Source organism: Bacteroides pyogenes, from assembly GCF_014196225.1.
Lineage (GTDB): Bacteria > Bacteroidota > Bacteroidia > Bacteroidales > Bacteroidaceae > Bacteroides > Bacteroides pyogenes_A.
This window is the reverse complement of the sequence record NZ_JACIDI010000008.1, coordinates 129,623-151,698: the sequence shown is the minus strand read 5'-3', so window position 1 is coordinate 151,698 and position 22,076 is coordinate 129,623. Positions and strand designations below refer to the sequence as shown.

The 22,076-nt window shown below is 42.5% G+C and carries 18 protein-coding genes, 2 tRNA genes and 1 CRISPR repeat array; of the genes, 6 read left to right on the top strand and 14 right to left on the bottom strand.

All coding sequences use genetic code 11. From position 1 onward, the window contains the following. Positions 1-152: 152 nt before the first annotated feature. Positions 153-686, bottom strand: coding sequence for a GNAT family N-acetyltransferase (locus GGR07_RS07470; RefSeq protein WP_034543956.1), 534 nt, complete (start codon positions 684-686; stop codon positions 153-155). A 105-nt stretch (positions 687-791) separates the two neighbouring features. Then, positions 792-2,069 carry an IgA Peptidase M64 gene (locus GGR07_RS07465; RefSeq protein WP_122056659.1) on the bottom strand — a complete coding sequence of 426 codons (1,278 nt, stop codon included), beginning with the start codon at positions 2,067-2,069 and terminating at the stop codon, positions 792-794. A gap of 150 nt (positions 2,070-2,219) precedes the next feature. Between GGR07_RS07465 and GGR07_RS07460 the strand changes: the two genes are divergently transcribed. Beyond that, positions 2,220-2,699 (top strand): Lrp/AsnC family transcriptional regulator, encoded by a 480-nt coding sequence (locus GGR07_RS07460; protein WP_021647289.1) that lies wholly within the window; start codon positions 2,220-2,222, stop codon positions 2,697-2,699. A gap of 27 nt (positions 2,700-2,726) precedes the next feature. Here the strand turns inward: GGR07_RS07460 and GGR07_RS07455 are convergent, their stop codons facing one another. Together GGR07_RS07455 and GGR07_RS07450 are read right to left on the bottom strand one after the other, a co-directional pair. Continuing rightward, complete coding sequence (locus tag GGR07_RS07455) at positions 2,727-3,221, bottom strand: dihydrofolate reductase (RefSeq protein WP_034543954.1); 495 nt, start codon at positions 3,219-3,221, stop codon at positions 2,727-2,729. A gap of 6 nt (positions 3,222-3,227) precedes the next feature. Further along, positions 3,228-4,022: a thymidylate synthase gene (locus tag GGR07_RS07450; protein WP_034543953.1), complete on the bottom strand. Its 795-nt coding sequence runs from the start codon at positions 4,020-4,022 to the stop codon at positions 3,228-3,230. 261 nt (positions 4,023-4,283) lie between these two features. Here GGR07_RS07450 and cas9 point away from each other — a divergent pair, with 261 nt between their 5' ends. From cas9 to cas2, 3 genes are read left to right on the top strand one after another with little or no spacing between them, the layout of a single operon-like run. Then, positions 4,284-8,870 carry a type II CRISPR RNA-guided endonuclease Cas9 gene (gene cas9 / locus GGR07_RS07445; protein ID WP_034543951.1) on the top strand — a complete coding sequence of 1,529 codons (4,587 nt, stop codon included), beginning with the start codon at positions 4,284-4,286 and terminating at the stop codon, positions 8,868-8,870. A gap of 50 nt (positions 8,871-8,920) precedes the next feature. After that, on the top strand, positions 8,921-9,853 hold the full coding sequence (gene cas1 / locus GGR07_RS07440; protein WP_034543947.1) for a type II CRISPR-associated endonuclease Cas1: 933 nt from the start codon (positions 8,921-8,923) through the stop codon (positions 9,851-9,853). Next, positions 9,853-10,185 (top strand): CRISPR-associated endonuclease Cas2, encoded by a 333-nt coding sequence (gene cas2 / locus GGR07_RS07435; protein WP_021647284.1) that lies wholly within the window; start codon positions 9,853-9,855, stop codon positions 10,183-10,185. The genes cas1 and cas2 overlap by 1 nt, the downstream gene beginning before the upstream one ends. Before the next feature lie 108 nt (positions 10,186-10,293). Next, a CRISPR array of direct repeats spans positions 10,294-11,337; the repeat unit is 47 nt; unit sequence GCTGTACTCAATGGCTCAAAGATACTAAATTGAAAGTAAATCACAGC. Positions 11,338-11,408: 71 nt separating this feature from the next. Here the strand turns inward: cas2 and cls are convergent. From cls to GGR07_RS07405, 6 genes are all read right to left on the bottom strand, one after another. Then, complete coding sequence (gene cls, locus GGR07_RS07430) at positions 11,409-12,677, bottom strand: cardiolipin synthase (RefSeq protein WP_172545152.1); 1,269 nt, start codon at positions 12,675-12,677, stop codon at positions 11,409-11,411. 1,679 nt (positions 12,678-14,356) lie between these two features. Further along, positions 14,357-15,616 carry a Gfo/Idh/MocA family protein gene (locus tag GGR07_RS07425; protein ID WP_122056354.1) on the bottom strand — a complete coding sequence of 420 codons (1,260 nt, stop codon included), beginning with the start codon at positions 15,614-15,616 and terminating at the stop codon, positions 14,357-14,359. A 65-nt stretch (positions 15,617-15,681) separates the two neighbouring features. Continuing rightward, a tRNA-Gly gene (locus GGR07_RS07420) sits at positions 15,682-15,754 on the bottom strand. A gap of 9 nt (positions 15,755-15,763) precedes the next feature. Next, positions 15,764-15,846, bottom strand: a tRNA-Tyr gene (locus tag GGR07_RS07415). A gap of 50 nt (positions 15,847-15,896) precedes the next feature. After that, positions 15,897-16,391, bottom strand: a complete 495-nt coding sequence (gene ribH / locus GGR07_RS07410) for a 6,7-dimethyl-8-ribityllumazine synthase (RefSeq protein ID WP_021647273.1) — start codon at positions 16,389-16,391, stop codon at positions 15,897-15,899. Between the two features lie 171 nt (positions 16,392-16,562). After that, positions 16,563-17,246: a tetratricopeptide repeat protein gene (locus tag GGR07_RS07405; protein WP_021647272.1), complete on the bottom strand. Its 684-nt coding sequence runs from the start codon at positions 17,244-17,246 to the stop codon at positions 16,563-16,565. 161 nt (positions 17,247-17,407) lie between these two features. Here GGR07_RS07405 and recF point away from each other — a divergent pair, with 161 nt between their 5' ends. Further along, a complete protein-coding gene (recF, locus tag GGR07_RS07400) occupies positions 17,408-18,514 on the top strand; it encodes a DNA replication/repair protein RecF (RefSeq protein WP_021647270.1) in 1,107 nt (368 codons plus the stop codon). After that, positions 18,514-18,801 carry a DUF721 domain-containing protein gene (locus GGR07_RS07395; protein WP_021647269.1) on the top strand — a complete coding sequence of 96 codons (288 nt, stop codon included), beginning with the start codon at positions 18,514-18,516 and terminating at the stop codon, positions 18,799-18,801. Before recF ends, GGR07_RS07395 begins: the two co-directional genes overlap by 1 nt. Positions 18,802-18,811: 10 nt before the next feature. Here the strand turns inward: GGR07_RS07395 and GGR07_RS07390 are convergent, their stop codons facing one another. From GGR07_RS07390 to GGR07_RS07375, 4 genes are all read right to left on the bottom strand, one after another. Continuing rightward, entirely contained in the window at positions 18,812-19,351 is a 540-nt protein-coding gene (locus GGR07_RS07390) for a 5-formyltetrahydrofolate cyclo-ligase (RefSeq protein ID WP_034542835.1), read from the bottom strand. After that, complete coding sequence (locus tag GGR07_RS07385) at positions 19,326-21,014, bottom strand: S41 family peptidase (protein WP_021647267.1); 1,689 nt, start codon at positions 21,012-21,014, stop codon at positions 19,326-19,328. The genes GGR07_RS07390 and GGR07_RS07385 overlap by 26 nt, the downstream gene beginning before the upstream one ends. A 91-nt stretch (positions 21,015-21,105) precedes the next feature. Beyond that, positions 21,106-21,552, bottom strand: coding sequence for a dCMP deaminase family protein (locus GGR07_RS07380; protein ID WP_021647266.1), 447 nt, complete (start codon positions 21,550-21,552; stop codon positions 21,106-21,108). A gap of 5 nt (positions 21,553-21,557) precedes the next feature. Then, positions 21,558-22,073 (bottom strand): DUF4847 family protein, encoded by a 516-nt coding sequence (locus GGR07_RS07375; protein WP_021647265.1) that lies wholly within the window; start codon positions 22,071-22,073, stop codon positions 21,558-21,560. Positions 22,074-22,076 lie beyond the last annotated feature (3 nt).

Here is a 22,076-nt window from a genome sequence, read left to right as displayed (position 1 = left end):
ACCCAGACCCGCAAGTTATTGACAAACTTTTCAAAGAACTCATTTTATTTACTGCCAGAGCCGCTTAGCCTTGGCGAATTTTTAACGAACTATTACTCAGTTAATACTTATTTTTATTACAAGTTGATGGGAGGATATCGGAAAATGATTCGTTATCTGACGTTGTAGACAGCCGTATAAAGTTGCTCTTTAACTTCTTCAAAATGATTTTCACCTGTCAGATTTCCATAGGCCATTAAATACATGGGCAAATACGGGTCTCCTTTTTTATAGGGAGGCTGATTATAATTGTTTTTCCACAGGCAGAATCCATGCCGTTCGTAGAAGTGAATGCGACGTTGGGATATTTCGTCTGTAGGCCTTTCCACTTCCAGCACGATAGGAAGATTCAACTGTTTGTATAATTGTTCGATAACGTGTTTGCCATAACCTTTGTTGCGGTGGGCAGGATTCATGGCGAGATGTTCTATGTAAAAAAAACGTTCAAACGCCCAATAGGTGATAAATCCGATGGGTTGCTCATCGCTCAGGATGATATTGTTGTAGAAGTTATTTGCTTGGTCGGTATATTTGCGAACATCTTCGAGCGGACGGTATTCTTCCGGTGGAAATGCTTCTGTGAGTAGCTTCTCCATAAACTGGTAGTATTCTACATCTGATGTCTGTATGGGTTGAAATCGGATCATTGTATTTGTTTTAGGTATTCCTCATGCTGCCTCCCGTAGGAGTTTGGATTGAAATCGAATGATTGTATGTGTCTCAGGTGGGGATTGTCGGCTGATGGGATGGCGTTACGGTACATAAAATTCAATCATACGCCGGATAGCGCGTTGGCAAACCGGGCAGAAAGCAGGATATTCGTTTGTTCTCATGCGGCAATTGAATGCCGGCCGGTATATGCCTTTGGCGGAATAACCACCTCCTTCATAAACTCCTACGGGAAATTTCTCCTTTTGTGCGATTGGAGTCGGGATGGGAGTGGCAGGCGTGAGCATGTTCTCCCATTTCGAAGCAAAGTCAATCCGGGTGGTAATGTTCTGTTCCCAGGGTTCCACATCGAGCGGGTAAGTATCTGTCATTACATCATTCTCATAAAAATATTCGTCGGCCAGCCCTCCGAAACTATGTCCGAATTCATGTACCACCACAGGCTTAAACATGGGATGGTGCGCGCCGGTCAGCGTATAGGCGTTGTAGATGCCTCCGCCGCCATATACTTCGGTATTTGCCAATATTATGATATGTTCGTAGGCGACGCCGGCTAAGGCATTGTGTATTGCCTTCACCCGGCTCGTGGTGAGGTAACGTTCGGAATAAAATGTGTCGAAATGAGAATGTACGGTCGTTTGCTTCCATCGCTTCTCTCGGGGCACGCTGACGCCGCTGTCTGCCGATGGACTTGCCACCGCTACGATGTTGAATTTACTTTTCAACGAACGGAAAGGTTCATGCTCAAACAAACTCTCGTAAGTGCGTTCCGCGTCCCGGTAAAATATATCCATTTCTTTTTCGGTGTATCCTTCTGCCAGAATCGCTACATCGATACATTCTTTTTCATCTCCGTTTTTGAGGATATAACGGTGTGGAGCGTTGTGGGATGTGCCACGTTCGTGAATCAAGATGTCGTCGGGGCGCACCACATGTTTCAGGCTGGTCATGACTGTTTTGCGCGGAGTATATAGGATGACCTCTATTTCTACCGCCTTTTTCGGGAAGGGGAGAAGAAATGTGTTCTCGAAACCTCTGGCCGTTTCTTTTGCCTCATCGGTAGACAACCACTCCTGATATAATGAGGAGAAGGAGGTTTTGTATATACATTGTTTGCTGCTTAAATCTCTGACTATGATTTGACCGTTACCTTCCAGAGGAAGCTCCGACAGATTGTGCCGGCGGCCTGCCCATACGGGGAGTTGCGATAGCTCGTCCAGGTAAACCGCTTGCTTGCTTACATCACCCGTGAAAAGGTAGTCTACCCGTAACGTTTTGTTTTGAAAATAATCGTCGAACGCTTGAGCATGGCTTTCGAATGCTATCCATAAGTACAGAAAAAAAAGAATACCGTGTTTCATATTCATCGTATATTTATATTTCTCGCAAAGGTACAAACTATTGCCGACTTATCTTCCGTTTGTAAATAAAAGTAATGGATTATAGTATTTATTATCGGGAAATAGCTAACTTTGCATGAAATTTTCATAGATTAAAGCAGTTTGATTTAAATGGGATATCATCAATTGGATAATTTGGATGAGCAAATTCTGAGATTGATCGCAGATAATGCAAGAATTCCTTTTCTGGAGGTAGCCAGAGCTTGTAATGTTTCCGGTGCGGCTATTCATCAGCGCATTCAAAAGTTAACGAACTTGGGTATATTGAAAGGATCGGAATATGTCATCGATCCGGAGAAGATAGGGTATGAAACCTGTGCTTACATTGGCATTTTTCTGAAAGATCCCGAGTCGTTCGATTCGGTGACAAAAGCATTGCAAACCATTCCGGAAGTCGTGGAATGTCATTTCACTACCGGCAAATACGATATGTTTATCAAAATTTATGCCCGGAATAACCACCATCTGTTGAGTGTGATCCATGATAAATTGCAGCCGCTCGGTCTGGCGCGTACGGAAACCCTTATCTCTTTTCATGAAGCTATTAAGCGGCAAATGCCGATTCTGCTAAACAGGAAAGATGAAAAGTAGCCGGATGTGTTTGCAGGCTTATTGTGATTAGCGTCTTATATACTCTACGAAAGCATAAGAGCAAGGATGTTTTTCGTCTATCGGATGAACTTCCCTGCTTTTTTCATGCCAGACTGCCGGAGACACTTCCGGAAAGAAAGCGTCGGCCAGCGGAGCGGTGCTGTCTATCTCCGTCAGGCAAAGTTGGTCGGCATAAGGAAGCGCTTGCCGGTAAACGCTTGCGCCGCCGATGATGTAGATGTGCTCATCTTCCTCACAAGCTTTCAATGCTGCCTCCAATGACGGGAATACTTCTGCTCCGGGAAAGACGCTTGAGGCGTTCGAAGACAATACAATGTTCCTGCGATGCGGCAACGCTCCTTTGGGAAGCGATTCAAAAGTCTTTCTCCCCATGATGATGGTATGTCCGGTTGTCAGCGTCTTGAAACGCTTCAAGTCATTGGGTAGCCAGAAGAGAAGCTTGTTCTCGAATCCGATAGCCATTTGGCGGTCTACGGCGGCAATAATAGATATTTTACTCATGGCAGTTTATACCGATACCGCTCCTGCGATGTGTGGATGCGGATCATAGTTTGTTAATTCAAAGTCCTCAAACGTAAAGTCGAAGATGCTTTTTATCTCCGGATTGATCTTCATTTGCGGAAGCGGGCGCGGAGTACGCGTCAGTTGCAGTTTAATCTGTTCGAGGTGATTCAGATATATATGAGCGTCTCCCAATGTGTGGATAAAATCGCCGGCTTTTAATCCGGTCACTTGAGCCATCATTTGCAGCAACAAGGCGTATGAAGCAATGTTGAAAGGAACACCCAGAAAGATATCGGCGCTTCGTTGGTAGAGCTGTAAACTGAGTTTTCCGTCGGCAACGTAGAATTGGAAGAAAGCGTGGCACGGCGGAAGATTCATATTCTTCAGATCTGCCACATTCCATGCGCTGACAATGATTCGCCGGGAGTCGGGGGTGTGCTTGATCATTTCCACCGCTTCACTGATCTGGTCGATTCCTCCTCTGTCGTAATCGGGCCACGAACGCCATTGATGTCCGTAAATATGTCCGAGCTCTCCGTTCTCGTCCGCCCATTCATTCCATATACGCACGCCATGCTCCTGCAGATATTTCACATTCGTATCTCCTTTCAGAAACCAAAGCAGTTCGTGGATAATCGATTTTAGGTGAAGCTTTTTAGTGGTCAGACAAGGGAATCCTTCATCAAGATGAAATCGCATCTGATGGCCGAAGATGCTGATGGTTCCGGTTCCCGTCCGGTCACTTTTGGGAGTCCCCTCCGCTAATACGCGGTTAAGTAGGTCTAAATATTGTTTCATTGTCGGTGGTTATGCTATGATGCAAAAGTACTCAAAAAACTTTTATTTGCAGAGGAAGAGCTTGTTTAAATTTCGATTGTACTCTTTCCGTTTCATTTTAATTAAATAAAAAAGGACGAGTTGCCCCGTCCTGGATGTTTTCACAACGGAATAATCCTTATTGTGATTTACTTCAATTTAGTGCTGCAAAGTTAAATAAATATTTATTCAAAAACAATAATTCTAATAAAAAAATATAACTTTGCAAAAAAGAATAATATTATGAAAAAGATACTTGGAATTGATTTAGGCACCAATAGTATAGGTTGGGCAGTAGTCAACTCTTTTGATGAAAATCAAAATGAAGAAAGTTTGAAACACATAGAATGCGTTGGAAGCAGGATTATTCCAATGGATGCTGCCATATTGGGAGATTTTGATAAAGGTAATTCTATTTCGCAAACGGCAAAACGGACCGAATTTCGTAGCGTGCGCCATTTGCGGGAGCGTCATTTACTTCGCCGCGCAAGGTTGCATAAGATTTTAAGTTTATTAGGATTTCTGCCGGATCATTATGTGCAAGATTTGGATAGTCATGGAAATTTTCCGGTGAATGTAGAACCTAAAATAGCTTGGCGAAAAGATTCAAACGGGGCTTTTGAGTTTATTTTTAACGATTCCTTTGATGAAATGTTGCAGGATTTTGCTACATATCAGCCCGAATTAATTGCTTGCAATAAGAAAGTACCTTACGATTGGACCATTTATTATCTTCGTAAAAAAGCGCTGACAAAGAAACTCTCTAAAGAAGAATTATCTTGGATTCTTTTGAATTTCAACCAAAAGAGAGGATATTATCAATTGAGAGGTGAAGAAGATGATGAGTCTGTGAAATCCGCAAAGACCCGCCAATACTTTGATCGACAAAAGATTAAAAGTATAGTCGATACGAATCAGACCTACAAAGGACAAAAGGTTTTGATTGTAGAGTTAGAGGATGGTATAAAAGGCAAAATCTTTAAAAAAGAAATACCCAACTGGGTAGGACAGGAAAAGAGTATCATTGTAACCATAGATATTGATAAAGACGGATGTGATAAATATGAAGAGTCGGGAGAACTTTCCTGCCGATTTAAAATACCGTCAGATGCAGAGTGGGAATCAGAATGGAAGCTTATTAAAATGAAGACTCAAAAAGATTTGGACGCATCAGGTAAAACGGTGGGTGCTTATATTTATGACGCTATTCTGCAAAACCCTTCTCAAAAAATACGTGGAAAGCTGGTGCGTACCATTGAGCGTAAATATTATAAGGAAGAGCTTAAGCAAATATTGAAAAAGCAAGTGGAGTTTCATCCGGAGTTGCGGGATAAAGACTTGTTCCTTGATTGCTTGAATGAATTATATCCGAACAATGATGCTCATCGAAATGCTTGTGCCGATCGAGATTTTATCTATTTGTTTATGGACGACATACTATTTTATCAGCGTCCACTCAAGAGCAAAAAGTCTTTGATCGCTGATTGTCCGTATGAAAAACATATGTATAGAGATAAAGAAACAGGTGAGTTGAAATATTCGTCTGTTAAGTGTATTGCCAAATCACATCCGTTGTTTCAAGAGTTTCGTTTATGGCATTTTATTTCGAATATTCGGATATATCAAAAAGAACGTGTGGTTGATGTTGATGCTGACCAATCGGCTTTATCTTCAGCAAGGTCTGCTTTGAAGTCTAAGTTGGAAGCGGATGTTGATGTTACGAATGAGTTTCTAACATGTGAGGCTGATTATGTATCTCTTTTTGAATGGCTTAATAATAAGAAAAGTGTAAGTCAAAAAGATTTTTTAAAATATCCCGCTTTTGGAATAAAGAAATCGGGAGATAACTATCGGTGGAACTATGTGGAAGATAAATCATACCCTTGTAATGAGACACGTGCGTTAATTCTGAGCCATTTGGAGAAAGCAAATATTCGAGGGGATATTTTTACCAGAGAGCAGGAAGAAGCTTTATGGCATATTTTATATTCAGTTGAAGATAGATACGAGATAGTGAAAGCTTTACAGTCATTCGCTGCTAAATATCGTTTTAATGACGATTTTGTAACCGTTTTCAGTAAGTTTCCTCCATTTAAAAAAGAGTATGGCTCTTATTCTGCTAAAGCGATTAAGAAACTGTTGCCCTTAATGCGCATGGGGAAATATTGGAGTGAGGCAGCTATTGACATCAAGACAAGAGAGCGCATAGAGAAGATTATTACAGGGGAGTGTGATGACAGTATTCGAGAACGAGTCCGTTTAAAGGCTATCCGATTGCATGACATTGGGGATTTCCGTGCTTTGCCGGTTTGGTTGGCATGTTATGTCGTTTATGACCGTCATTCCGAATCAGGAGATATAACGAAGTGGAAAACTCCGCAGGAGATGGATTGGTATATACAAAACTTTAAGCAGCATTCTCTTCGGAATCCGATAGTGGAACAAGTAATTACCGAAACGCTGCGTGTTGTACGCGATATCTGGAAACAAGTCGGCAGAATTGATGAAATCCATGTAGAGTTAGGTCGTGAGATGAAAAATCCTGCTGATAAAAGAGCAAAGATGACTGCGCGCATGATTGAAAATGAGAACACCAATTTACGGATAAAAGCCATGTTGACAGAGTTTTTGAATCCGGAATTTGAGATAGAGAATGTTCGTCCCTACTCTGCGAGTCAACAAGATATTTTACGTATTTATGAAAATGGTGTTTTGAATAGCGTATCGGAAATTCCGGAAGAGATAACAGGAATATTGAAAAAGTTTAATGAACGAGAGCAAAGAAAGCGTCCGTCTACTTCTGAGGTATTGCGCTACAAGCTTTGGTTGGAGCAGAAATATCGCTCTCCTTATACCGGAAAGATGATACCGCTTGGTAAGCTCTTCACGCCTGCATATGAGATAGAACACATTATCCCTCAATCCCGCTATTTTGATGACTCTTTTAATAATAAGGTGATATGTGAAGCTGAAGTTAATAAGTTAAAAGGAAATCTTCTCGGATATGAATTCATTAAAAAACATCATGGGCGGAGAGTCGATTTGGGACTGGGAGAGATTGTCGATATATTTTCGGTTGATGAATATGAAACCTTTGTGAAAGATTATTATTCAGCAAACCAACAAAAGATGAAGAAGCTTTTAATGGATGAAATACCGGAGCAATTTATAGAGCGCCAATTGAACGATAGCCGATATATCAGTAAAGTAGTGAAGTCTTTGCTCTCTAACATCGTTCGTGAGCAGGATGAACAGGAGAGCATATCAAAAAACCTAATTGTGTGTACAGGAGGGGTTACAGACCGATTGAAGAAAGATTGGGGCATAAATGATGTTTGGAACAAACTTATTTTACCTCGTTTTCAGCGCTTGAATAATATTACTGAAACCACTGAATTTACGGCGAAGAATATGCAAGGGCATGAAATTCCTGTAGTGCCGTTTGAATATCAAAGAGGTTTTAACAAGAAAAGAATTGATCATCGCCATCATGCGATGGACGCTATCGTTATAGCATGCGCCGGTCGTAATATTGTTAACTATTTAAACAATGAGTCTGCAAGGAAAAAAGCTCAAATAAGTCGTTATGATTTGCAGAGATTGCTATGTGATAAAGTGAAGACAGATGATAACGGCAATTATAAATGGATACTTAAAAAGCCATGGTCCACACTAACACAAGATGTTTATGCCGCATTGGATAATGTAATTGTTAGTTTTAAGCAGAATTTGCGGGTGATTAATAAAACGAACAATCATTATGTGCATTATGAAGCCGGTAAGAAAATAATTGCTAAACAGGAAAAGGCTAGTTGGGCAATTCGAAAACCAATGCATAAAGATACTGTGTTTGGAGAGGTGAATCTGCGCAAAGTAAAAACAGTTTCTTTGAATGAAGCTATTAAAAGTCCTCACTGTATTGTGCAAAAAGACTTCAAAAAGAAGCTTCTATCTTTGCTTAAACAAAACTTTGATGCAAAGGAAGTTAAGGCATATTTTGAAGAACATAAAGACGTTTGGAGTGATATTAACCTATCTAAGATAGAGGTGTATTATTTTACAAAAGATACCAAAGAAAGATTCTTCGCAACACGTAAACCTTTAGACTCAAGCTTCGATAGAAAGAAAATAGAGAGTGTTACTGATACAGGGATACAGAAAATCCTGCTCCGTCATTTGGAACAGAAAAACGGTGATTCCGATTTAGCTTTCTCACCGGATGGCATTGAGGAAATGAACCAGAATATTGTTCAACTGAATGGTGGCAGAAAGCATCAGCCTATTGTTAAAGTTCGTGTTTATGAAAAAGCTGATAAATTTGCAATAGGACAGCAGGGTAATAAAGCGTCTAAGTATGTAGAAGCAGCAAAGGGTACAAATTTGTTTTTCGCAGTATATGAGGAAGAAGTGCGCGATAAAAAAACAAATGCCGTAATGTTTAAGAGGAACTATGCGAGTATTCCATTAAACGTTGCTATCGACCGTCAAAAAAAAGGATTATCTACTGCACCGGAAGATGAAAATGGAAACGCTCCTATTTTTGTGTTGTCACCTAATGACTTGGTTTATCTTCCGACAGCCGAAGATATAATAAATGCCAGAATCTCTTTTCCGATAAATAAGAATAGAATTTATAAGATGGTTAGCTGTACTGGTTATCAATGTTTTTTTATAAAACACCATGTTGCTAATGTAATTGTGGATAAAAAAGAGTTCTCGGCCCTTAATAAGATGGAGAAAGCTGAGACGAATGAAATGATAAAAGATATCTGTGTTCCAATAAAACTTGATAGACTTGGGAATATTGTAAAAATAGGGGTTTACAAATAATTCTTTCAGAGAGAACTTATATTATCAGACGATATAGATAAAAGAGAGAGATGATTAAAAAGACGCTTTATTTTGGCAATCCGGCTTATCTTTCTTTAAGGTATGGGCAGTTGGTAATAAAACTGCCCGAGATAGAGAAAAATGAAAGTTTGCCGGAAGACCTGCGGCAGCAAGCAGAAATCACAAAACCTGTTGAAGATATAGGAGTGGTTCTTTTAGACAATAAGCAGATCACTATTACATCCGGGGCGCTTGCTGCATTATTAGAAAATAATAGTGCTGTTATCACTTGCGATAGCAAGAATATGCCGGTAGGGTTATTGCTTCCTTTGTATGGGAATAAGACACAGAACGAACGTTTTCGCCATCAGTTGGATGCATCGTTGCCACTGAAAAAGCAACTTTGGCAGCAGACTATTAAGTCGAAAATAGAGAATCAGGCTGCTGTGTTAAGTAACTGTACCGGAGAAGAGGTGAAGTGTATGCGGGTGTGGGCCAATAATGTAAGAAGTGGTGACCCTGATAATTTGGAGGCACGTGCTGCTGCTTTCTATTGGAAACTTCTTTTTGCTGATATTGAAGGATTCACCCGCGAGCGTGAAGGTGTTGCTCCCAATAATCTACTGAATTATGGCTATGCTATTCTGCGTGCGGTGGTTGCCCGTGGATTGGTTGTCAGCGGCTTGCTCCCTACTTTAGGTATCCATCATCATAATCGTTATAATGCTTATTGTTTGGCTGATGATATAATGGAGCCTTATCGCCCTTACGTAGATGAATTAGTGTTTGCTTTAGTTCGTTCTTATGGCAATAATGTGGAATTGACAAAGGAAGTAAAAAACTCCCTGTTGACAATTCCTACTTTGGAGGTTAAAATTGGAGGAAAGCGGAGTCCGTTAATGGTTGCAGTTGGGCAGACTACAGCATCGTTATATAAATGTTTTTCTGGAGAACTGCGTCGTATAAGCTATCCGGAGCGTTGATGGATCGTTTTAGTGAATATCGGGTTATGTGGGTTCTTGTTCTTTTTGATCTACCAACGGAAACTAAGAAAGACAAAAAGGCATATGCAGATTTTAGGAAGAATTTGCAGAAAGACGGTTTTACTATGTTTCAATTCTCAATTTATATACGACATTGTGCCAGTAGTGAGAACGCAGCTGTACATATAAAAAGAGTTAAATCTTTCTTGCCTGAATATGGACAGGTTGGGATTATGTGTATAACAGATAAGCAGTTTGGAGACATTGAACTTTTTTATGGAAAGAAAATTCAAACCACTAATGCACCAGGTCAACAATTAGAATTATTTTAAAATAAAAAATCCCGTACTAACACGGGATTTTTTATTGTTAATGAGTAGGTTTTTCTTATTCTAATAGTCTTGTTAATTTGTTGATTATTAGTTCTCTACTCTGATTCAGCTGTACTCAATGGCTCAAAGATACTAAATTGAAAGTAAATCACAGCTTTAACCTGACATATTCATTTTGGTGGGAGGCTGTACTCAATGGCTCAAAGATACTAAATTGAAAGTAAATCACAGCAACAACGTCGTTTTCTTCTCCAATTCGTTGCTGTACTCAATGGCTCAAAGATACTAAATTGAAAGTAAATCACAGCACTTATACTCTGGTGAATTCTCTTTTTAATGCTGTACTCAATGGCTCAAAGATACTAAATTGAAAGTAAATCACAGCATACAAAAAGAGAAGCAATAGAGTTTTTAAGCTGTACTCAATGGCTCAAAGATACTAAATTGAAAGTAAATCACAGCGCTATCGCTCATGCCATTTACATTGAAGGGCTGTACTCAATGGCTCAAAGATACTAAATTGAAAGTAAATCACAGCAAGGTTTCTATGTACCTGAGGAGCGAATAAGCTGTACTCAATGGCTCAAAGATACTAAATTGAAAGTAAATCACAGCATAGTCTGTAATCTGTTCGTAAGCTGAATGCTGTACTCAATGGCTCAAAGATACTAAATTGAAAGTAAATCACAGCTAATTTCTTCGGTAGTCTTTATCGTGTCACGCTGTACTCAATGGCTCAAAGATACTAAATTGAAAGTAAATCACAGCCGGACATGACGCGTACAGCCCGGGTCAATGGCTGTACTCAATGGCTCAAAGATACTAAATTGAAAGTAAATCACAGCTATTTTTGTTGAAAATCTGAAAAAACGCTAGCTGTACTCAATGGCTCAAAGATACTAAATTGAAAGTAAATCACAGCGTTCTTGAAAACGTTCTTCATCCTCCATTGGCTGTACTCAATGGCTCAAAGATACTAAATTGAAAGTAAATCACAGCGGCGGACAATTCGGTCGTTTCCGCGTTTTCGCTGTACTCAATGGCTCAAAGATACTAAATTGAAAGTAAATCACAGCCGGCGATAATGGAACTTCATGCAGAAGGTGCTGTACTCAATGGCTCAAAGATACTAAATTGAAAGTAAATCACAGCTCGATCCATCTTTGTAATAAAAAATGAGTGCTGTACTCAATGGCTCAAAGATACTAAATCGGCCGGGATAATTACAAAAAAGGAGTAAACAAGTTGGCAAACCAGCCTACAAACTTTTTCCATGGAGAGCGTTTCTTCCAGAATTCAGGCGTCATCTCCGTGCATTGTCCGATGTCCGCCCGGAAAATATTGTTTAATTCGCCTGTGACTTGTTTGTCGAAAATGAACGCGTTCGTTTCGTAATCATAGCGCAGGCTGCGGCTGTTGAGATTGGCCGTGCCGACTGTGCAGAAAAGGTCGTCCACCATCATGATTTTAGAGTGGTGGAATCCGCCATTGTACATATAAACGGTTGCTCCTCTTTTCATCAACTTATGGAGTTTGTAGAGTGCAGCTTCGGGGGTGAAAGGGATGTCCGCTGCGGTAGAAACCATAATGGAAACGTTTACTCCCCGATCGATGGTTCTTTTTATTGCTTTGTTGATGGAGGAGGTCGGAACAAAATAAGGGTTTACGATGTGTACGTTCTTTTGTGCGGCATAGATGCTTACGGCGTAGGCGTGACTCAACATACGGTTGCTCTTCTTGGGAGTACGGTCGACGATGGCAACCACTATGCTGTCGTTCTCTTTGTGACGGGGGAAATAAGCCGGTCCGCCGATGTTTTGTTTGGTTTGTTTGTTCCAGATTGCCAAGAAAATCTTTTGCAGTTCATCTACGGCATCTCCTTCAATGCGGATGTGCATGTCGCGCCATGTCCCGATTTTCGGGAGTCCTTTAATGTAGTAGTCGGCTATATTCATCCCTCCTGTATAGGCAACCTTTCCGTCGATAATTGCTATTTTACGATGATCGCGGTGCGCTGCATGGTTGATGTAGGGAAATGTAAACGGATCGAATTTCACTATTTCAATTCCTTGCTGACGTATTTTCTTGAGATGCTTTTTCTTGAGCGGGCGATTGTTGGACCAATTGCCGAAAGCATCGAACATCGCGCGCACCTCCACACCCTCTTTGGCTTTTTGGGCCAGCAACTTAAACAGTTCATTGGCGATAGAGTCATTTCGAAAGTTGAAATATTCCAGATGAATGTGATGCCGGGCTCCTTCAATGACTTCAAACAGATCAACGAATTTTTCATGTCCGCTTTTTAGCAGCTTGATTTTATTGTTATTGCTAATAGGAATGCCGGATTGGGACAGGAAACGAAGCGTCAGAGAGTCGCTGGTCAAATTGATAGAGTCCCTGCGAATCGCCATTAAACTATCGATAACATCTGCCCGGCTGTAAGATAAGGACAGGATTAAGAATAAAACAAATGATAGTATACGTGGCTTCAAAACGTTTCTCCTTGCTTTGGTTTACAAAGATGCAAAGATACAATAACTATAGTTAGCCACCTTTTCGGGAAAGAGCCGATTTATTATAGTTTAACATTATTCCGTACTTATGCCGTATTTGTAAGATGAAAAGTTCTGAAGGCTGTTGTGCCCTATTCTCCTTGAAGCGAATGATGATCGGCTCATTGGGCAATATACTTACACACTCTGTGGATAATCATGGTTTTGAGTAAGTTGTTGCATTAAGAGGCACACTTTCTTTCATTGGGTGAAATGCTTTTTTCACTTTATGAGAGTCTCATATAGTTTGTGTGTTTAGCCTCTTCGGTTGACCTTTCTCTATCTTACTTATTCGAAGCGGGGGAGTTCCGATTAATGTTATTTTCATTTGAGATTGACGCTCTTTTCTTTTATTGAGGTCTATACTCTTTTACTGAAGCTGCTACAGTTATATTTCATCAATGGAAGCGATCGGTATGCTTGGCTGATGCTTTTTTACTGAAGCTGCTACAGTTATATTTCATCAATGGAAGCGATCGGTATGCTTGGCTGATGCTTTTTTATTGAAGCTGCTACAGTTATATTTCATCAATGGAAACGATCGGTATGCTTGGCTGATGCTTTTTTATTGAAGCTGCTACAGTTATATTTCATTAATGGAAACGATCGGTATGCTTGGCTGATGCTTTTTTATTGAAGCTGCTACAGTTATATTTCATCAATGGAAGCGATTGGTATGCTTGGCTGATGCTTTTTTACTGAAGCTGCTACAGTTATATTTCATCAATGGAAACGATCGGTATGCTTGGCTGATACTTTTTTATTGAGGTTGATGCCCTTTATATAATGTGGGGAGTAGGCTCTTTTCATCCGGATTGGCAGATACGTTACAGTCCGAAGATCTGCTGCTGGTATAAGAGTGTATATAATACCGAAAATAATAATTCTGTTGCGAGGCTGATTGACTCGTAAGCCGGAGGCATATTGAATGTGAGACTGCTTGGTTTTTAAGGCATTACTTAGTATAAATACGCCATATAATTAGCTGTCTCTACATCTAACCTGTTTTTTCTGCGACAGTTTTTGAAAGGAGAATCCCTGTCGATGCTGGGGTGTATATATCGACACCGCGGGAAAGACGCATATTCCGATTAGTTTCCCACTGGGGAAACAAAAGTTTCCCCGAAGGGAAAATAAAGTTTCCCCGGTGGGAAACTTTTGTTTCATCAATGGGAAACTGAATGAACTTTGTGGTTTAATGTTTTGAGTGGTGTGGTTTAATGTTTTGAGTTGACCACTTTACGGCTTATTTTCAAAGTCGGTTGACTCAGTTAATACTTATTTTTATTAGAAGTTGACGCTCGTTTTCGCTAATTGCTATTTAGGTTGACTTTAAAAATATCAAACAATAACGAGTAAGAGTATGTGCTTTAATGTTTTGAGTCGACTTTTTTCGGTTTATTCGCAGGTATGGTTGTCTTCGGTTAGTGCTCTTTTATTTGAGGCCGACACTCTTTCCGTTTGCTTCGGTGTGAAAGAATTTATGCTGCGGATACTTGCTTTAGGGCGTGCCGTCTGTTCTTTTGCGAGAAAAGCATCTGCCCCTCTTTATTCTGTTTGTATACGGGTAAACAGACCTCCCTGTGCAAGAAGCAAATCCTTGATCTTTGTGTAATGATTTATGGGTTGTCGGGCCCAATGGCGCCACGCGTGAAGTCGGGAATTGCTACGGGAATGCTTCCTTGCAGTACCGATTGTTCGCTCAGTTCGGTTATGCACGACCATTCGGCGGCATCATACACATCCATATCCAAAGGCAATCCGTTGCGCAGGCAATAGATGAGCCGGTAGTCCATCATGTAATTCATTTCATTGGCGATTCCTTTTTGTTTTGCTTCTGCGCCAATGGTGGCGGCAAACGGATGCCGGTAGCGTTCGATGAACTCTTCGAGCGCTTTCCCTTCGAGGGGAGAGGAGCCTTCCGGGTCTAATGTGATGCACGGCGCAGGATATTTCTGTGCGAAAGCCGATGTGCCGCATACGGTATGCAGGCGGCTGTAAGGACGCGGGGTGACGACATCGTATTGCAACATAATGCTTTTCTTCTTTTGCGTTTGGATGAGGGTTGTGTTCACGTCGCCCAACAGATACTTCTGCCGTGCTTCGGGAGAGTCGCTTCCGAAGCGGCGGGCTGCATATGCGCTCATTCCCGCCTGACGGGTGGATAGAGAAACAAGAAACTCCATGCGGTCGGCCCGGTGGATATGCAGTAATTGGCAGAGAGGTCCCAGTCCGTGCGTGGGATAGGGGTTTCCGGTGTGCTCGATGCTGTACTTCTTTCCCCAGTGGTTGTGGTAGCCTCCTTCGCTTTCATCGGTGAAATACAGTTCGCGCAAGTCGTGTATGTAAGCTCCTTCCACATGCATGATTTCGCCGAACACTCCCTGTTGTTCCATGTTCAGGGTCATGAGCGCGAAGGGATCGTAGCAGCAGTTCTCAAGCATCATGCAGTGCCTGCGGGTCTTCTCGGCCGTGTCGACCAACTCCCAGCATTCTGCCACACTCATCGCGGCGGGAACTTCAATCGCCACATGCTTCCCGTGGAGCATGGCGTATACTGCTATGGGGGTATGTGTAAGCCAGTCGGTACAAATGAATACGATGTCCAGATCGGCTTCTTCGCATAGCCGCTTCCATCCTTCCGTACCGGCATACCCGACAGCCTTCGGGCGGTTGTTCTCTGCAAGTATGCGCTGCGCTTTGCTCAGGTTTCCTTCGCGAATCTCGCACAGGGCTTTTATCTCCACGCCCTCTATTTGCAGATAACGTTGCAATGTAAGCAATCCTCTGTTCCCTAATCCGATAAATCCGATGCGCACGGTTGGTATGGGAGGATGGGACAGACGGAGAACATGTTTCGGATTCGTGTCGTTTTTCATGATGCCGGATAAAAAGTGTTGTTATATAAAAAAAGAGAATCCAATTTCTCAGATTCTCTTCGGAGAGCGGAAGACGGGACTCAAACCCGCGACCCTCAGCTTGGAAGGCTAATGCTCTATCAACTGAGCTACTTCCGCGTTTTTTAGTGGGCAAAGATGGATTCGAACCACCGAAGGCGTAAGCCAGCAGATTTACAGTCTGCCCCATTTGGCCACTCTGGTATTTGCCCTTTATTGCTTATGAGAAAGTTTGTTTCCCAATTGCGGTGCAAAGATACGACTATTTATTTAAACTCCAAAAAAAATCGATCATTTTTATCGCTGTAATTGCGCATTCATCGCCTTTATTGCCCAATTTGCCTCCTGCACGGTCTTCTGCCTGCTGCATCGTGTTGGTGGTGATCAAACCGTAAATCACCGGGATGTCGCTCGTTGCGTTCAGTTGCGTAATTCCTTGAGTGGCTCCCATGCACACGTAATCGAAATGCGGAGTATCGCCTTTTACTACACATCCGATGGCTATGACGGCATCGACATCGCAGCACTCTGTCATTTGGCTGGCGCCGAAGGTCAGTTCGAAGCTCCCCGGCACGGTTTTAACCAAGATGTTTTCTTCTTTAGCTCCATGCTTCCTGAGCGTGTCCACCGCACCTTTTAATAAAGCTCCGGTGATATTGAAGTTCCATTCCGAGACAACGATTCCGAACTTCATGCTTTCGGCATTCGGTACAGAATTGAAATCATACTCGGACAAGTTGTGATAAGCTGTTGCCATAATACGTTTTCTTGAGTGAAAGTGGTGTTGTTTTAAAATATAAGCCTGAGGGGTGGGGGAGTTTCTCTGCCGGATAATGCCGCAGAGGAAACCGTTCTCTGAAAAACAAGAAACGAGGGCGACAATCCGATGTTTTTATCTCCCTCGTTGGTGTTGTATCGAATGAAAAAATTATTTCTTCATCAATTTGGCCCGTTCGATGTATTTGTCGATATCCATTGCCTGATAAGACTGGAAGTATTTTTCCTTTACTTTGGTATACGCTTTTATGGCATCGTCGTATTTGCCTTGTTTCACCAGAATCTCTCCGGCTTGCATCAGGAAGATGGGACTGAGCGTGTTGTTGTCGGCTTTATCGGCCGCAGCAAGTAGCGTAGACGCAGCCTTGTCGAGCTGTCCGAGCTGTGCGTAGCAATTGCCTGTGGCTCCGAGGATAGCGGGAGCTACCATTTGATCTTTGCCGTTGAAGCTGTCGAGCATTTTGATGGCTTCATCGTATTTGCCCAATTGCGCGTAGCAGATGCCGGCATATCCTTTGGCCAGATTGGCGGCCTTCGTACCGCTATACTCGTCGGCTACTTTCAGAAAACCTGTGAAACCGATGCTGTCGCCGTTTAAAGCCTGCTCGTAAGCATCTTGTTCGAAATATTCCTGTCCCTTGAAAAGAGCTGCCTGCGCTTTTTCTTCGCGGGGTTCGGCATACAGGTTCTTATACATGATGATGCCTGCCACGATGATAATGATAGCAGCCACACCACCGATAATTGCCTTTTTGTACTTGATAAGAAACGCTTCCGATTGTGTCAGGGCATCTTCTACGTTCAGATGCTCGTTCTGATTCTTTTGTTCTGCCATTTTATAATGATTCTTTTTGTTATTATTCGATATTTGATATTTCGACTCGCAAAAGTAGTTTTTTTATGTCTACAAAAGAAATTTAGGAGCATCTTTTTTTGCTTGGCAACAGAAAAGCACGGATTTCTTATTACTTTTGTGGAGAATTTAATGAGTGTGCAATGAGACTGAAACGGATATCGATATTGAATTATAAGAATCTGGAGCAAGTAGAGACAGGGTTTTCTCCCAAACTGAACTGTTTTTTCGGGCAGAACGGGATGGGAAAGACGAATCTGCTCGATGCTGTTTATTTTTTGTCGTTCTGCAAAAGCTGCGGCAATCCGGTCGACTCGCAGAATATCCGTCATGGGCAGGATTTCTTTGTCATTCAAGGATTTTATGAAGATGAGGACGGTGCTCCCGAAGAGATATATTGCGGGATGAAGCGCCGCTCGAAGAAACAGTTTAAGCGCAATAAAAAAGAATACAACCGCTTTTCCGATCACATCGGATTCCTGCCGTTGGTAATGGTCTCGCCTGCCGATGCGCAGTTGATAGCGGGAGGGAGCGACGAGCGCCGCAGGTTTATGGATGTGGTGATTTCCCAATACGATAAAGAGTATCTGGATGCGCTGATACGGTATAATAAAGCGTTGGCGCAGCGCAATACGTTGCTGAAAACAGACTGCTGCGTGGAAGATGATCTGTTTGAGATATGGGAAGAGATGATGGCGCAGGCCGGAGAGGTGGTTTTCGGCAAGCGCGAAGCATTTATCAAGGAGTTTATTCCCATATTTCAATCTTTTTATTCTTTTATTTCTCAAGACAAAGAGCGGGTGGGGCTTTCTTATGAGTCTCATGCCAGGGATGCTTCTTTGCGGGAGGTTTTGAAGCAAAGCCGTTCGCGCGATAAAATAATGGGATTTTCATTGCGCGGTATTCACAAAGATGACTTGAATATGTTATTGGGAGAATTCCCGATTAAAAAAGAAGGTTCGCAGGGACAGAACAAAACATATCTGGTGGCATTGAAGTTGGCTCAATTCGATTTTCTGAAACGTACGGGAAGAACGACTCCTTTGTTGCTGCTCGACGATATTTTCGATCGGCTGGACGCTTCGCGTGTGGAACAGATTGTGAAGCTTGTGGCCGGCGACAGGTTTGGGCAGATTTTCATCACAGACACGAACCGGGAGCATTTAGACCGTATATTATATGAGGTAGGAAGCGACTATAAAATGTTTTGTGTGGATCAAGGAGTGGTACGGGAAATGGAGGTTGAGTAATGAAACGGAATGATGCGGAACAGATAGGGAAATTGATTCAACAGTTTCTTCGCAGAGAGAGTCTGGAGTCTCCTTTGAACGAACAGAGACTGTTGGATGCTTGGCCTCAGGTATTGGGGCCTGCGGCCAGCTATACGAGCAATCTTTACATTCGTAACCAAACGCTGTATGTACATCTCACCTCGGCTGCTTTGCGTCAGGAGCTGATGATGGGGCGCGAAGTGTTGATACGCAATCTGAACAAGAAGGTGGGAGCTACTGTGATTACCAATATTATTTTCCGTTAGATCGGCTTTTTCACCCTGTGGGAAGCGAGTGAATCATATCCATGCTGATGTCTGTTTTCTCCGTAGGGATGTCTTCTATGATTTGAAACGGAAAGCATAGGCCGATTTTGAAAGCAGGTATATGCGGAAGCAAGCGGTCGTAATATCCTTTCCCCCTGCCGAGCCGATGGTTGTTTGCATCGAAGGCTACTCCCGGTATAATGGCTACATCGATGGTTTCGTATGCTGTGAACAGCTCTCCGGTAGGTTCTGATATGCCGTAGCTGCCTGTCCTCAGGTCTTTCGGGCCGGTATAAGCATGCAGTTCGAGGTTTTCGCCTGCTACCACCGGCAGAAGAATCTTTTTTTTATCCGCCCATTTCTCGATAAACGCATGTGTATGCACTTCATCTTTCAAAGAGTGGTAAAGAAGTACCGTATGGGCTTCTTGGAAAACCGGTAGCTCTTCCAGCCGATTCAGGATTTCGGCAGAAAGAAGGTTCAGCTCGGCGGTAGAGTAACCCGCCTTCTTCCGGGCAATCTGTTTACGCAGCTCTTTTTTCTTTTCCATTTTCAGCTTCTTTTCCATTCTCCCCGTCGGTATCTGCTACGGCAGGTTTGGGGAATGCCTCTCCTTTTTCAAGCAATTCTATGCCTTTTTTAACAGTGCTGTCGGTTTGGTTGAAATATCTGATGTATGCTTCCAAACCAAGCATATTGTAAATGATGTTGCCGTAAATGTTTCTTTCGAGCAACTGATAAGATTTATGGATCAGGATGTTTCTTCTCTTCACTCCTTTGCTCTCTGCAAAACGAATGAATTGTTCTATCACTCCTTGCCGGCTGAGATATTTCAATAAAGATTCTTCATTATCGAACTGGTTTAAGCTCTGTCGATGTTTATCGGTGTACTGGAATGTAAATTGCAGTGTAAGTCCCCGATTCAAAACTGTAGACAGATACGAAGAGATTCCTGTTGTGTCTTGTGGCACGAATACGTCGGGCATAATGCCTCCTCCGCCGTACACAACACGTCCTATATTTGTATAATAACGTTCGTCCTCGTTTTGCTTGATGCTGTCGCGGGAAAAGAATTCCCCATGTTCGTATCGTTTATATAAATCCATCTCATAGTTGCGGTCGTTTCCGCTCTCATAAGGTCGCTGGATACAGCGACCGGACGGCGTGTAGTAGCGTGCTATGGTCAGACGGATAGCCGATCCGTCGCTAAAATCAATAGGTTGCTGCACAAGACCCTTCCCGAACGAGCGGCGTCCTACTACGGTTCCCCGGTCATTGTCTTGAATGGCTCCGGTGAAGATTTCGCTGGCTGAGGCAGATCCCTCGTCGACCAATACGATCAATGGGATTTTCTGGCAGCTTCCTGTTCCGTTGGCAAACTCTTCCGAGCGGGGATATTTGCGTCCTTGTGTATATACGATTAGCTTGCCCTCGGGTAAGAACTCGTTTACCATACGGATGGCGGCTTCCATATAGCCTCCCGTGTTACCGCGCAGGTCGATTATCAGCCCTTTGCATTTCTTCTGATTCAGCTCCGCCAGTGCCTTTAACAACTCCATGTGGCTGGTACGGCCGAACTTGCTGACTTTGATATAGCCTGTTTCATTCGTTATCATGTATGTTGCGTCGACGGTATTCTGAGGAATGTCTCCACGAGTTATGGTAAAGTTCAACGGCTGTTTTTCGCCCGAACGTTTGACTCCGATTTTCACCTGAGATCCCTTAGGACCCTTCAGTGTACGCATGGCTAATTCATTGTTGATTTTTTCTCCTACGAAAGCACTGTCGTTTACGCTGATGATGCGGTCGCCTGCCATTAGTCCGACTTTTTCGGAAGGACCTCCTTGAATGACTGCGTTGACATGGATGGTATCGTTCTGAATAGTAAACTGAATGCCGATTCCACTGAAACTTCCTTCCAGTTCGGAGTTGATTTCCTCAAGATTCTTGGCGGGAATATAAGTAGAATGGGGATCCAACTCTGCCAGAATCTGGGGCATGGCCTTTTCCACAAGCTCTCCCATGTTTACGGTATCTACATACTGGTCGTCGATAATGCGCAATAGCGCGTTTAGCTTGTTGGAAGAAGCATTGATGATTCCCAAACGATTACCGGCAAAATGTTTGGCATAAAATGTACCGATAAGAATCCCGATTACCACACTGACAGCTATGATGACAGGTGTAAAGCGCGAAGAGTTTTTTGTACTCATATCCTTTATTAGTTAGTGGCTATAATGAACGGCAAATCCAAACACGAGTCCGCTCATTGCTTATGTTATGCAATCTTTCTTCTCTTATTCGTTATTTATCTTCCTGTTCTTGATTCATGTCTACATACAACACTTCTATTCCTGCCCGTTTCAACAGTTCTACCCCATCCTCGAGGCGATAGTGCTCGGAGTAGACTACACGCTTGATGCCGGCCTGTATGATCAGCTTGGAACATTCGATACACGGAGAAGCTGTGACATACATGGTAGCGCCGTTGCTACTATTGTTCGAACATGCGATTTTCGTAATAGCATTGGCTTCTGCATGAAGAACATAAGGCTTGGTCAGATTGTTCTCATCTTCGCATACATTTTCAAAGCCCGAGGGTGTCCCGTTGTATCCGTCTGAGATAATCATTTTGTCTTTTACAATCAAAGCTCCCACCTTGCGTCGTTTGCAATATGAGTTTTCCGCCCATATATTTGCCATACGTATGTAGCGCTTGTCGAGTTCCAATTGTTTCTTTTCCGTATCCATGTTACTTATTGTATTTTCCGTTTCACATGAAAAGCCAGCCGCAGATTGATCTTTTCATTATAAGGATAGTGAATGAAGAGGTTGTTGTTGTCTCCTTCGTACGACGTGGCTTTTGAAAATCCGTCTATTATTTTAGCCATGATTTTGTCATTACCGTCTATTTCCCTTCGGTTCTTTATGTCGCAAGAGAATTTGTTGCTTTTGGCGTTGGCAGTCCATGTGCCTGAAAACTCTGTGCTTCCGTTTGCTGTAAATGTTCCGGCAATGACATTGTCTTTTTCTGTTCCGGTGAAGATAATGGTGAAACTCTTGTTCCCTTTAATAAAATCGTATGCTTCATAAGCTTTAGGGTCTGTGATGTCAGGAAAAGGGTACCACCATTTTCCGTTCTCGGTAATGAAAGTCAACTCCCAAGTCTTTCCGGTAAAGATGGCTGTTACGTCATCCGTATCATTGCATCCGCCAAATAGCGGAAGCAATGACAACAGGCAAATTGTTCGGTAGATAATTGTTTTCTTCATACT

Coding starts and splice junctions, on each gene's coding strand:
- GGR07_RS07470 (WP_034543956.1), bottom strand. CDS start 686: ATGATCCGATTTCAACCCATACAGACATCAGATGTAGAATACTACCAG.
- GGR07_RS07465 (WP_122056659.1), bottom strand. CDS start 2,069: ATGAAACACGGTATTCTTTTTTTTCTGTACTTATGGATAGCATTCGAA.
- GGR07_RS07460 (WP_021647289.1), top strand. CDS start 2,220: ATGGGATATCATCAATTGGATAATTTGGATGAGCAAATTCTGAGATTG.
- GGR07_RS07455 (WP_034543954.1), bottom strand. CDS start 3,221: ATGAGTAAAATATCTATTATTGCCGCCGTAGACCGCCAAATGGCTATC.
- GGR07_RS07450 (WP_034543953.1), bottom strand. CDS start 4,022: ATGAAACAATATTTAGACCTACTTAACCGCGTATTAGCGGAGGGGACT.
- cas9 (WP_034543951.1), top strand. CDS start 4,284: ATGAAAAAGATACTTGGAATTGATTTAGGCACCAATAGTATAGGTTGG.
- cas1 (WP_034543947.1), top strand. CDS start 8,921: ATGATTAAAAAGACGCTTTATTTTGGCAATCCGGCTTATCTTTCTTTA.
- cas2 (WP_021647284.1), top strand. CDS start 9,853: ATGGATCGTTTTAGTGAATATCGGGTTATGTGGGTTCTTGTTCTTTTT.
- GGR07_RS07425 (WP_122056354.1), bottom strand. CDS start 15,616: ATGAAAAACGACACGAATCCGAAACATGTTCTCCGTCTGTCCCATCCT.
- ribH (WP_021647273.1), bottom strand. CDS start 16,391: ATGGCAACAGCTTATCACAACTTGTCCGAGTATGATTTCAATTCTGTA.
- GGR07_RS07405 (WP_021647272.1), bottom strand. CDS start 17,246: ATGGCAGAACAAAAGAATCAGAACGAGCATCTGAACGTAGAAGATGCC.
- recF (WP_021647270.1), top strand. CDS start 17,408: ATGAGACTGAAACGGATATCGATATTGAATTATAAGAATCTGGAGCAA.
- GGR07_RS07395 (WP_021647269.1), top strand. CDS start 18,514: ATGAAACGGAATGATGCGGAACAGATAGGGAAATTGATTCAACAGTTT.
- GGR07_RS07390 (WP_034542835.1), bottom strand. CDS start 19,351: ATGGAAAAGAAAAAAGAGCTGCGTAAACAGATTGCCCGGAAGAAGGCG.
- GGR07_RS07385 (WP_021647267.1), bottom strand. CDS start 21,014: ATGAGTACAAAAAACTCTTCGCGCTTTACACCTGTCATCATAGCTGTC.
- GGR07_RS07380 (WP_021647266.1), bottom strand. CDS start 21,552: ATGGATACGGAAAAGAAACAATTGGAACTCGACAAGCGCTACATACGT.
- GGR07_RS07375 (WP_021647265.1), bottom strand. CDS start 22,073: ATGAAGAAAACAATTATCTACCGAACAATTTGCCTGTTGTCATTGCTT.